A 12406-nucleotide genomic window follows, 5' to 3' on the forward strand; every position below is an offset into this window, starting at 1 on the left:
AGAGTATATATGTTCCAAGGCAGAAATTTCTTGAAAGAAATTGATTTTACCAAGGCAGAGTTGGAGTACTTGATCGACTTTTCCATCCATTTGAAAGATTTGAAGAAACGCGGCATCCCGCATCAATACCTGAAAGGCCAGAACATTGCCTTGCTGTTCGAAAAAACATCGACCCGGACACGAGCTGCGTTCACGGTCGCTACGAATGACTTGGGGGCAGCCCCGGAATTCCTGGGTGCCAACGACATCCAACTCGGCAAGAAGGAGTCAGTCGAGGACACAGCTAAAGTACTGGGAAGCATGTTCGATGGTATCGAGTTTAGGGGCTTCAGTCAGGAAACGGTCGAGGACCTGGGAAAATATGCCGGTGTTCCAGTCTGGAACGGCTTGACCGACGCCTGGCATCCGACCCAGATGATCGCTGATTTCATGACACTGAAGGAAGAATTTGGTGATCTGGAAGGCAAGAAGCTAGTCTATTTGGGTGACGGCCGCAACAATGTGGCCAACAGCCTCCTGATTACAGGCGCCATCTTGGGAGTCAGTATCACGATCGCAACCCCGGAATTATTGTTCCCAGAAAAAGAACTGATCGAGTTGGCGAATCAATACGGCAAAACTTCCGGCGCGGTGATTGAAATTACGACCAACCCGGCCTTAGCGGTGAAAGACGCGGATGCCTTATATACCGATGTCTGGGTATCGATGGGCGAGGAAGTTACATTTGAGGAACGCGTGAATCTGCTCAAACCATATCAGATCAATAAGGATCTGACAGACCGTATTGAAAATAAGTGGATTTTTATGCACTGCCTGCCGGCCTTCCACGATATTGATACCGTCTACGGCAAGGATGTTGCGCAAAAATTTGGTATTCAGGAAATGGAAGTAACCGATGAAGTATTCCGTAGCCCGCAGGCCCGCCAGTTCCAGCAAGCCGAAAACCGAATGCACACGATTAAAGCAATTATGGCCGCCACAAACGGAAATTTGTTCATTCCTAAATTCAAGTAAAACAAAAGACATACCCACCGTTCTAGCGGCGGGTATGTCTTTTCATGTTAGTCTTTATTGCGTGGTCTACGTTTTCCCCAGTACTGGAAGTAATCAGTTCTTAAACGGCCATTATAGAGTTTCCGTTTCTTCGTTGCTCTTTGTCCATAGAATTCCTCAAAATTCAAGTCGCTCGTGATAATGTATTTACTCCAAGTTTCCAAAGGACGGAAAACTTGGCCCATTTGTTTGTAGAGATTTTCTACATAATCTTGGTCATCCAAGCGTTCACCATAAGGAGGGTTGGATACGATTACTCCAAATTCTTTATCGGTACTGAAATCTTTTAGGGCCAACTGTTTAAAGGTAATAAAGTCCTCAACACCAGCTTTTGCTGCATTTCTTTTAGCAATTTCAATCATATTTTGATCAATATCAGTACCCATGATATCAAGTTCAACATCGAAGTTAGCCTGCATTTTTGCTTCATCACGCAGATTTTTCCATTCTCCTTCAGGAAAAATACTCCAGTCTTCTGAAACAAAAGAGCGTTGTAAACCGGGTGCAATATTCAAACCGATCAAAGCTGCTTCAATTGGAATAGTACCGGAACCACAGGTTGGGTCATAGAATGGTTTATCCGGGAACCAACTTGTTAATTTGATCAGGGAAGCGGCCATGTTTTCTTTGATAGGTGCGCCACCTTTTTCGGTACGATAGCCACGTTTGAATAAACTTGATCCTGAAGTGTCCACAGTCAAGCTTACTTCATCTTTTAAAATGGAGACCTCGATAGGGTATTCTGCACCGGTTTCTGGAAGTCTTGCACGACGAGAATAGAAATTGGACAGCCGGTCAACAATTGCTTTTTTTACAATGGATTGGCAGTCAGGTACACTGTATAGCGTAGATTTAACGGATTTTCCTGAAACAGGAAAGGCTGCATCCATGGGTAATAAATCCTCCCAAGGCAATGCTTTCGTTTGTTCGAATAATTGATCAAAAGTTTTTGCTGTAAAAGTACCAAAAACAATTTTGACTCTGTCTGCGGTACGAAGCCATAAATTAGTTTTAATTATATCGGTTGTTGTTCCTTTGAAAAAAGCTTTGCCATTTTCAACTTGAACCTCATAACCCATATCTTTCAATTCTTTTCCCGTGATAGCTTCAATCCCGCTAGCTGCTGTAGCGACTAATTGATAGGTCATATATTTACTCCTCTCTGGTGAATAATATTCATAATAAAAGGGCAGGACTTTTGTCCCGCCCTTAGCAAATGGATCATAATAAAAATAAAAAACCTGGACTGTAAATTCCTGTAAGCCATGTTCTGTTTCACAAAAAAGTCAGGCACTTTAATGTGATGGTAATCATCTATCTGCATTTCTGCCTCTTTTCATCGTTCATTTCCTTAAAAAGAGTGCCCCTACCAAAGTTTGGGTTGCTCGCTCGAGGGGTTTACCCGTTCCACCTATACTGTTTCCGGTATAGTATCGTCACTGTGGCACTTTATAGAATACTTTGGCATAGTTAAAAACCGTAGCCATTTTTTCTGCCGTCAATTATGCAATTGCCTTAGCTTATTGTTTCGCTAAGCACGAACACTACAAGCATCTCAGCTTGTGCGAGCATGGACTTTCCTCAACCATCAAAATGATGATCGCGATTACCCGGAATTTACAGTCTTGTCAGGAAGTTCCTGACAAACACTTATTATATGCTATTTTTAAAAATTATTCAAATGGAGATTCATCTTCATGCTCACGGCGTTCTTCTAATTTCGAACCGAAAACATGTTTTTCAAGATTAGATAAACGTTTTAAGATATCGAAGTTGGTAACACCTGTTGTTGGAGCACCTGAAGATTGTACGCGGCTTCCTACAGTTGCTTGCTTCGTTAAATCATCCACACGGCCAAGCAAACGCTCGTTTTCGCTTTGCAAATAAGCAATGTCTTTTTGGTAAGATTCATAATCACGAATAATTAAGTCCAGGAATTCATCAACTTCGCTCACGTTGTAACCACGCATGGAATTTTTAAATTCTTTTTGTAAGATGTCTTTAGTAGTTAAATTTTTATCAGCCATGACCTGCACCTCTTAGAATATACTTTTATTTTAAAAAAATACTGATTTACACTTTATTGAAAATAACCTTCTTATTTAGTATAGCAAAAAAAGCGCCTGAATACAATCGATTGGGAAGTCGGTTTCAGGCAACAATATTATGAAAAAACAACATAGAGATATATCATAACATCATTAGTTATTGCAATAAAAGTTTGGTAAACTACATACATAAGGAACGAAGCGAGAGGTTGATTATATGCGAAACAATATGATTGAACGTATAACGAATACGATGAATGAATTGCATTTTCCCTGTGAATGGCGAATTCAGTGGTTTCAACGTGAGCAAAAAGTTGAAATTATATTCATGTTTGAAGTGAATGCATCCGAACAGTTAGAAGTAGCGGACAAATATCAAACTGTAAACAGCAGCAATCAATTTGTGTTCGAAGACGCCGTGTTACTTTATCATCCACATCTTGCTATTTTGAAGGATGATAATTATTTGACGACTATAGCTTTTGATGATGATAAAGGTATAAGCGGGGGACTTATTGACGCAGTTTGCAAAACAATGCGTTTAGTGATCGGAGAAGCAATTGTCGAACTGGAAGAGTTTTTAGTTAGTGATGATTTATCACATTTCGAAATTGACTGGAATTCCAATAACTTTTTGAGTACCATGCAGACATATAAAGACACGGGTCGTTTCGACGCGACAATCTATTCGTATCCATCTGAATTACCTGAAGGAGTAGTGGAGAACAATGAAGTGGAATGAAGTCGTAATCGTGACGACAACCGAGGCGGTTGAAGCGACAGCAAATTTATTGATGGAGGCTGGGGCGAAAGGAACTGTCATCGAAGATGAATGGGACTACGTCCATCTGCAAGATGATGGATTTGGTATTCTGAAAGATGAGCACCCTGTCCCAACAGAAGAACAGGACGTCTTTGTAAAGGCCTATTATCCGGATTCGGAATCTTTTAATGAAACCTTGGCTTTAATAAAGGCTAGCATGGTGAAGATGAAAGATGCACATTTAACTTTAGGAAAATATTCCTTACTTATTAACGATGTAAAAGAAGAAGATTGGGAACATTCCTGGAAAGCTTATTACCATCCGGTACGTATCACACGTTATTTGACCGTTGTACCATTTTGGGAAAGTTATGAAAAAGAACAAAGTGATGAAAAATTATTGGTAATGGATCCGGGCATGGCTTTTGGAACCGGAACACATCCGACGACCCGCCTATCATTAGAAGCACTGGAAACAACTATTCGTGGCGGTGAGAAAGTGCTTGATGTCGGAACGGGTTCTGGCGTATTAAGCATTGCTGCTAAAGCCTTTGGTGCTGGAGAAGTTAAAGCGTATGATATAGATGAAATCGCGACCAGACAAGCGAAAGAAAACATCGCTTTAAACGCTTATGCCACAGATGTGACCGTAGAACCTAATAATCTTCTTAGGGGCATTCATAATGCTGAAGCTGACTTAATTGTTGCAAATATACTCGCGGAAATATTATTGTTAATGGTAGAGGATGCATGGAATAATCTAAAAAATGGCGGTTATTTCATTTTATCAGGCATCATAAATTCAAAACGTGAGGAATTGGAAGTCGCTCTACTGGCGCAAGGGTTCATTTTAGAGCAAGCTAAAGTAATGGGTGATTGGCACTGCTTAATTTGTAAGAAAGAGGTGGATGCTGAATAATGCAACGCTACATCATTAAAGAATCCTTGCAAAATTTTACAAACGAATCCATCCAGTTAGATGAGGACAATTTTCACCATATGAAGAATGTAATGCGTTTCAAACCAGGTACCAAGGTGTATCTAACTGATGCAACAGGTTATAGTTGTGTCGGACGCATTATAGGCTTTAGTGAGCGGAAAGTGGAATTGGAATGGGTAGCCGATGAAACCCGGACAAGTGAGATGCCGGTCGAAGTAACGATAGCTTGCGGATTATCCAAAAACGATAAACTGGAACTCATTATTCAAAAGGCCACAGAACTTGGTGTTCATAAAATCATTCCTTTCCCTTCTAAACATTCTGTTGTAAAATGGGATGCAGATAAGATGGAAAAGAAATTAGTGCGTTTTGAGCGAATAGCGCAAGAAGCCGCAGAACAATCGCATCGGCAACATGTGCCGAAAATCGAAAAAGCCATGACGCTGTCAGAACTTGTAAGCTATGGCAAGGATTATCAGCATAAATTAGTTGCTTATGAAGAAAATGCCAAGGAAGGTGAATATGGGGTGTTTGCCCAGACACTGACCCAGTTACAACCTACGGATAAAATATTAATTATTTTTGGCCCAGAAGGCGGCCTCGATCCAAGCGAGATTACGACGTTGGAATCAGCAGGATTTTCAACTTGTAGCTTGGGGCCAAGGATCCTTCGAACTGAAACAGCGCCATTGTATGCATTGGCTGCCATTTCTTACCAAACGGAATTATTAAAATAAAAGGGGAATTACACTATGACAAACATTAACAAATATATCGATCACACGTTATTAAAACCAGAAGCGACAGAAGCCGAAATAAAAGAATTGTGTCAAGAAGCGATGGAATATGACTTTATGTCAGTATGTGTGCAACCATATTGGGTTAGCAAAGTTAGCGCATTTTTAAGTGGTTCTGATGTAAAAGTTTGTACTGTAATTGGCTTCCCACATGGTGCTAATACCAAAGAAGTTAAAACGTTTGAAGCTAAACAAGCGGTCCAAAACGGGGCTCATGAAGTTGATATGGTTATCAACATAGGGGCTGCTAAAGAAGGTAATTTTGAATACATCCGGGAAGAAATTGCTTCCATTGCAGAAGCTGTTAAAGGACAAGCTATCTTAAAGGTTATTATTGAAACGGCATTGTTAACGGATGAAGAGAAGGAAAAAGCATGTTTAGCAGCTGTAGAAGCTAAAGCTGACTTCGTTAAGACATCGACTGGATTCTCTACGGGTGGTGCAACCTTGGAAGATATCGCTTTGATGCGCAAAACCGTAGGACCTGACATGGGCGTTAAAGCAAGTGGCGGTGTTCGTACTTACGCTGATGCAGTGGCATTCATTGAAGCTGGGGCAACACGTCTGGGTGCTTCAAGCGGTAAGAAAATCGTTGATGAATGGAAAACTACTGAAGGAAAATAATTTTCTGAAAGAGGCCGGGACTTTTGTCCCAGCCTCTTTCCTGTATACGTACATCTGCCCCGTAAATGTGCTCCAAAAGGCAGCCCCGACGTCACTTTGTCATGGTTGTTGGTGCTTCAGCAGCTTACAAACATGATACACTTGGGCGTTAGCCCACAGTGCCTCCATAATAATGCTCAGATGGTCTGCGACCATCCTGCGCTTATTCGTTCCAGTTGCCATAGCCGTTGCTACTTTAGTAGCTTACGGATATGGTATGCGGTAGAAGATTCGGGGCTAAACGCCTTTTGTCCCACTCCCTTTTTTTAGTTTTCAGGAATGGCGTTATTGCCTAAATTGACGTATAATAATTAGAAATAACATCTCATAAGAGAAGGGTGTGACCAAATGCCGAAAAATAAAGATTATACCAAACAAGAAGTCATAGATTTATGCGCCTCTTATATGAACGGATCCCATGTGGCATTTGTCAAAAAAGCAGCAGATTTTGCAGAAAATGCACACTCCGGACAATTTCGTAAATCGGGAGAAGAATATTTCATTCATCCGACCCAGGTTGCTGCTATTTTAGCAGAGTTAAAATTAGATCCAGATACAATAGCGACTGGTTTTCTCCATGATGTGGTTGAAGATACGGAATATACACTAACTGATATTGAAAATGAATTCTCAGAAACGGTAGCGGTTTTGGTTGATGGCGTTACGAAGTTGGGTAAAATTAAGTATCAATCCCATGAAGAACAATTGGCTGAAAATCACCGTAAAATGCTTCTCGCAATGGCGAACGACATACGTATTATCATGGTTAAATTAGCAGATAGACTGCATAATATGCGAACATTGAAATTTCATCGTCCTGAAAAACAACGCAGTATCTCTAATGAGACTTTGGAAATTTACGCACCGTTAGCCCATCGATTGGGGATTAACAGGATTAAATGGGAATTGGAAGATACCGCTTTGAGGTATCTAAATCCACAACAATACTACCGTATTGTACATTTGATGAATTCCAAGCGAAACGAACGGGAACAGTATATTAAGGATACAATTGATAAGATTTCTGAATCCATTGACGAATTGAGTATTGAAGCCGATATTTATGGGCGACCAAAACATCTGTATTCCATTTATCGAAAAATGAAGGACCAGAAAAAACAATTCAGCGAAATTTACGATTTATTAGCTGTACGAGTGCTGGTGGATTCCATCAAGGACTGCTATGCAGTATTGGGCGCTATCCATACCAAATGGAAGCCAATGCCCGGTCGTTTCAAAGATTACATTGCTATGCCAAAAGCCAATATGTATCAATCTCTGCATACCACCGTAATTGGTTCAAAAGGAACACCGATTGAAATACAAATTCGTACCAAGGATATGCATCGGATTGCTGAATTCGGGGTTGCAGCTCACTGGGCTTATAAAGAAGGTATTTCCAAAAAAGTTGAATCGGATAATTTACAAAGCCAAATCAATTGGTTCCGCGACCTAATAGATTTACAGGATGATTCCCGTAATGCAAGTGAATTTGTGGAAAGTGTAAAAGAGGATATTTTTAAGGATAAAGTGTATGTATTTACACCAAAAGGCGATGTAATGGAATTACCAAGTGGCGCAGGTCCACTTGATTTTGCCTATAACGTCCATACTGAAGTAGGGGATAAAACAATTGGGGCAAAAGTAAATAATAAAATTGTTCCCTTAAACTATAAGCTACAAAATGGCGATATTATCGAAATGATGACCTCTCCCAACTCGTTCGGCCCTAGTCGGGACTGGATAAATCTGGTGACGACAAATAAGGCTAAAAATAAAATCAAACGTTTCTTCAAACTTCAAGATCGGGAAGTCAACATTGAGAAAGGCCGGGCAATGGTTGAAAAGCAGTTGCATGAACTAGATTTTTCACCCAAGGAAATTCTAACCAAAGCAGCTTTGAAAGATGCTGCGCAACGTTTTAATATGCCGAGTGAAAATGACATGTACGCGGCGGTTGGGTTCGGAGAATTATCAACTTTCACACTGGTGAATCGTTTGACTGAAAAAGCGAGAAAAGAGCGAGAAAAGCTCAAACAAGAAGAAGTCATGGAAACAGTCGATCAAAAAGTGACTAAAAAGGAAAGCTCGAAAATGAAGATACGTCACGAAGGCGGTATCGTCATTGAAGGAGCAGATAATTTACTGATTCGAATAAGCCACTGTTGTAACCCGGTTCCTGGGGACGAGATTATTGGTTACATAACAAAAGGGCGAGGAATATCAGTCCACCGTAGTGATTGCCCAAATGCCAAGATAACTGATGAAAATGAGAATCGGTTTATTGAAGTAGAATGGGAAGATCGAGGAAGTGCAAGTATCGATTATGAGACTGAATTAATGGTTGAGGGTTATAATCGCTCTGGATTATTAAATGAAGTGTTGCATGTCGTCAATTCTACTACTAAAAACCTGACAAGCGTAAATGGAAAAGTAGACAAGAATAAAATTGCGGTAATTACACTTAAAATTGGCATCCAAAATTTAAGCCAATTGGACAAAATCGTTGATAAAATCAAGAATATTCCGGACGTATATAGCGTCCGGCGTGTGACGTCTTGATTCGTGGAGGAAATTAGATGCGTGTAGTCATTCAAAAAGTATCAGAAGCTTCCGTTTCAGTAGATGGGAAAATTCTTGGTTCAATAGACAAAGGCTTTATGCTACTGGTGGGAGTAGGGCAGGAAGACGATGAAACGGATGTCGCATATTTAGCAAGAAAAATTGCAAATTTAAGAGTGTTTGAAGATAAACAGGGGAAGATGAACCTAGCATTGAAAGATGTGGGCGGTGCTATTCTTTCAATTTCACAGTTTACTCTTCTAGCCAATACCAAAAAAGGTAACCGCCCGAGTTTTATCGAAGCAGCTGATCCCGAAGTGGGGGATGCCCTCTATGAGAAATTAAACGCTACTTTAAGGGCTGAAGGATTTGAGGTTCAGACTGGAAAGTTTGGAGCGCATATGCAGGTGCATTTGATAAACGATGGTCCTGTTACCATCTTAATAGACAGCAAAAACAAATAAGTGTCGGCAACGAAAAAACACGCTGAAATCAAAATCTGATTTCAGCGTGTTTTTTATCGATTAAAATATTCAGTTAAAGCATTAAGGATACTGTCTGCAACCAATTCTTGGTAGTAAGGAGCATTAAATGCCGCAACATCGTCGGGATTACTCATATACCCAAGTTCCAATAAAAGAGCTGGCTGGGCATTTTCTCGAAGAACGAGATAATTTCCGAAGCGTGTCCCATTATTTTCCAAAGGCAAATTACTGCCTAGTTCATCATTTACCAGCTCCGCAATATAGTTATCAGAGTCTGCGTAGTAGTAAGTGGTGGTTCCTGTAGCATAGACGCCTTCCGGTGTGGAATCATAGTGAATACTGATAAACAAATCAGCACTATGACTGTTACTGATATAAGCACGCTCTTCTAAGGAAATAGAATCATCACCCGTTCTTGTCAGGATAACATTAGCGCCAACAGCTTCTAATTTTTTGGCGATTATATTTGCTGTATCCATGGTGGCTTGTTTTTCATAAAGATAATCACCTATAGCACCAGGGTCAGCCCCACCATGTCCAGGGTCGATGACGATTGTAGCTTCTGACAATGTTGTTGTAATCGCCGGGACAGGTTGTTGGCCGATTGATGATTGATTTTCTACAAGCCAATTTGCCACATAACCTGTTTGTCCATCTGCTGTTAGGACTTCAACGAAATCACCGCTAGCTGCAACGTATGTGTAGACATCTCCAGCAGAAGCAACTTCGATAATGGCATCCTGAAGGGTAGGGCCAGAACGGACGTTAACGCTATCCTGTAAAACAGTAACATTTCCATTCATATCAGTTATCATATTATCACTTGATGTCATTTCACTTTCGGCTGGTAATGTACCAGCTGTTATAGTAACAAGTTCAGATAATACCCATGCTGCTTGATTATTGTAATGGATTTGACTCCAGCCGTTTTCTTCGTAAAGAAGGGTGAACGTTTCACCTGTATTAGCAGTTCCAACAATCTCAGCCTCTTCATTATTTTCCGATCTAACATTTACGGAATTTTCGTTTACGGTAGCAACCAGGTTTTGTGAGGCTGCAACTTCGGTGTTGTTGATAAGCCAACTTGCAATCCAGCCGATCCGACCATCATCCATACGCACCTTATACCACTCATTTTCCTCCGTTAAAATGTTAACCACTGTGCCACCTTGGACTTGTGTCAAAATATCGTAACCGAGGCCAGGGCCAAGTCTAACGTTGACTGTGCTCGCTTCAACAATAACATTCGTGTAATTTGCCAGCGCTACCGTTCCCAAAGAACCTAAGCCCATAAAGAAAATAACAAGCAATATAAGTATGGTGTTGCGACCTATTTGTAACGGTTTCATTTTCGACCCCCTTCACATCATATATCTAACCATTATTATAGCAAATCTTAGAATTGATATGCAAAATCTTTTCAAAGAAAATGCAACTTCATTTTACCTTGACAAAAAGATACAAATCTTGTATCTTTAGTTTATTATTTTTCCGATGAAGACCGAAGTAGAATTAATTTGATTGCCTAGAGAGAGTGAGCCGTGGCTGAAAGCTTATTCCATAGAATTTTTTTGAAAGACAGGTCGGAGGATTGGTAGTGAAAAGCTACCACGCTGCAGGCGTTACTTGCAAGAGGAGAGCAAAAGCTCTCGAACAAAGGTGGTACCGCGTCCTCGAAACGTCCTTTCCCGTGTGGGAGAAGGGCTATTTTTTTATGAAAAAATGGAAAATGAAAAGTATGATTAAGGAGAGATAGATATGATCCAAAAGCCGAAAGGAACAGCCGATATTTTTCTGGATGAAATGAAAATCTGGCACTATATCGAAGAAACCGCAAGAATTTTGATGCACGATTATCAATTTTCTGAAATTCGGACACCGATGTTTGAAAGCTACGATTTATTCTCGCGTAGTGTGGGAGATACGAGTGACATTGTCTCCAAGGAGATGTATGTCTTCGAAGATAAAGCCAATCGTCAATTGGCCCTTAAACCTGAAGGGACAGCACCAATCGTACGTGCCTATGTTGAAAATAAATTATACGGACCAGAGTTTCCGAAACCGATGAAATTGTATTACTTAAGCCCGATGTTCCGTTACGAACGTCCGCAGAGTGGTCGTAGTCGTCAATTTCACCAACTTGGTGTAGAAGTGATTGGAAGTACAAACCCTGCAGTGGACGTTGAAACAATGGCGCTTGCCTGGGATTTGTTGAAAGAAATTGGCGTAAAGGACATCAAGCTCGTCATTAATTCGTTGGGCCGTAAAGAAGAACGTTTAAAATTCCGTGAAGCTTTAATTGCCTTTCTGGAGCCACATTTTGATGATTTGAGTGAAGATTCCAAAACACGTCTCCATCAAAATCCGCTTCGGGTATTAGACAGTAAAGACAAACGCGATAAAGAAATCATAGTTGGAGCGCCAAGTATTCTAGATTTCTTATCTGAAGAATCACAGGCTCACTTTGATGCTGTCCAGTTAATGCTAAAAGAGTTAAATATTCCATTTGAAATCGACAGCAACATGGTTCGGGGATTAGATTATTATCAAGATACTATTTTCGAAATTATGACTACATCTAAAGTGTTCGGAGCTGAAACGACTATCTGTGGTGGTGGTCGCTATGACGGTCTGATTGAAGAAATCGGCGGCCCGAGTGATCCTGGTTTTGGATTCGGCCTAGGTTTGGAACGTTTGGTTTTAATGATCCAAAAACAAGAAATCGAAATCCCTGAATTATCAGAACTGGATGTATATATTGTTGGCATGGGTGAAAATACGAACGTAGTCACATTGAAAATGGCGCAAGCCATTCGTTCTGCTGGTTATTCATGTGACCGGGATTACATGGACCGTAAAGTAAAAGCCCAATTCCGTACCGCTTCGCGCAATGGGGCAAAAGTCGTTATTACAATCGGTGACGATGAATTAGCTAAACAAACAGCTAAGCTTAAAGTAATGTCCAGCGGAAAAGAAATTTCTGTATCATTTGCTGATATCTATGCAAACTTTGAAACAGTTTATAATACTAGCACAGCCGATATGACAGCTTTTGAAGAGTTTTTCGGCAAAGAGTAACCCCAGAATTAAGGAGT

General features: G+C 40.6%; 11 protein-coding genes, 1 other RNA gene and 1 other annotated feature. Of the genes, 8 read left to right on the plus strand and 4 right to left on the minus strand.

The window, feature by feature from the left end; genetic code table 11:
• Positions 1-9: 9 nt before the first annotated feature.
• Positions 10-1014 carry an ornithine carbamoyltransferase gene (argF, locus tag ACTVAI_RS06015; RefSeq protein ID WP_443486159.1) on the plus strand — a complete coding sequence of 335 codons (1005 nt, stop codon included), beginning with the start codon at positions 10-12 and terminating at the stop codon, positions 1012-1014.
• A 47-nt stretch (positions 1015-1061) separates the two neighbouring features.
• Here the strand turns inward: argF and ACTVAI_RS06020 are convergent, their stop codons facing one another.
• The 3 genes from ACTVAI_RS06020 to gpsB form a co-directional block, all read right to left on the minus strand.
• Positions 1062-2201: a THUMP domain-containing class I SAM-dependent RNA methyltransferase gene (locus ACTVAI_RS06020; protein ID WP_443486160.1), complete on the minus strand. Its 1140-nt coding sequence runs from the start codon at positions 2199-2201 to the stop codon at positions 1062-1064.
• A gap of 106 nt (positions 2202-2307) precedes the next feature.
• Positions 2308-2671: RNase P RNA component class B (rnpB, locus tag ACTVAI_RS06025), an RNA gene on the minus strand.
• A gap of 55 nt (positions 2672-2726) precedes the next feature.
• A complete protein-coding gene (gpsB, locus tag ACTVAI_RS06030; RefSeq protein ID WP_443473106.1) occupies positions 2727-3080 on the minus strand; it encodes a cell division regulator GpsB in 354 nt (117 codons plus the stop codon).
• Between the two features lie 238 nt (positions 3081-3318).
• Here gpsB and ACTVAI_RS06035 point away from each other — a divergent pair, with 238 nt between their 5' ends.
• The 6 genes from ACTVAI_RS06035 to dtd all read left to right on the plus strand — a co-directional run bounded on the left by ACTVAI_RS06035 (position 3319) and on the right by dtd (position 9290).
• Complete coding sequence (locus ACTVAI_RS06035) at positions 3319-3843, plus strand: DUF3013 family protein (RefSeq protein ID WP_443473107.1); 525 nt, start codon at positions 3319-3321, stop codon at positions 3841-3843.
• Entirely contained in the window at positions 3830-4783 is a 954-nt protein-coding gene (gene prmA, locus ACTVAI_RS06040; RefSeq protein ID WP_443486161.1) for a 50S ribosomal protein L11 methyltransferase, read from the plus strand. Before ACTVAI_RS06035 ends, prmA begins: the two co-directional genes overlap by 14 nt.
• Positions 4783-5541 carry a 16S rRNA (uracil(1498)-N(3))-methyltransferase gene (locus tag ACTVAI_RS06045; protein ID WP_443486162.1) on the plus strand — a complete coding sequence of 253 codons (759 nt, stop codon included), beginning with the start codon at positions 4783-4785 and terminating at the stop codon, positions 5539-5541. The genes prmA and ACTVAI_RS06045 overlap by 1 nt, the downstream gene beginning before the upstream one ends.
• Positions 5542-5556: 15 nt before the next feature.
• Positions 5557-6225: a deoxyribose-phosphate aldolase gene (deoC, locus tag ACTVAI_RS06050; RefSeq protein WP_443473110.1), complete on the plus strand. Its 669-nt coding sequence runs from the start codon at positions 5557-5559 to the stop codon at positions 6223-6225.
• 387 nt (positions 6226-6612) lie between these two features.
• Positions 6613-8826 (plus strand): RelA/SpoT family protein, encoded by a 2214-nt coding sequence (locus ACTVAI_RS06055; protein WP_443473111.1) that lies wholly within the window; start codon positions 6613-6615, stop codon positions 8824-8826.
• A 17-nt stretch (positions 8827-8843) separates the two neighbouring features.
• On the plus strand, positions 8844-9290 hold the full coding sequence (gene dtd / locus ACTVAI_RS06060) for a D-aminoacyl-tRNA deacylase (RefSeq protein ID WP_443473112.1): 447 nt from the start codon (positions 8844-8846) through the stop codon (positions 9288-9290).
• 53 nt (positions 9291-9343) lie between these two features.
• On the opposite strand, the gene ACTVAI_RS06065 is transcribed toward dtd, so the two are convergent.
• Positions 9344-10660 (minus strand): N-acetylmuramoyl-L-alanine amidase, encoded by a 1317-nt coding sequence (locus ACTVAI_RS06065; protein WP_443473113.1) that lies wholly within the window; start codon positions 10658-10660, stop codon positions 9344-9346.
• 136 nt (positions 10661-10796) lie between these two features.
• Positions 10797-11000, plus strand: a binding site (T-box leader).
• A gap of 69 nt (positions 11001-11069) precedes the next feature.
• Between ACTVAI_RS06065 and hisS the strand changes: the two genes are divergently transcribed.
• Positions 11070-12389, plus strand: a complete 1320-nt coding sequence (gene hisS / locus ACTVAI_RS06070; protein WP_443473114.1) for a histidine--tRNA ligase — start codon at positions 11070-11072, stop codon at positions 12387-12389.
• Positions 12390-12406 lie beyond the last annotated feature (17 nt).

Source organism: Jeotgalibaca sp. A127, assembly GCF_052266745.1.
Taxonomy (GTDB): domain Bacteria; phylum Bacillota; class Bacilli; order Lactobacillales; family Aerococcaceae; genus Jeotgalibaca.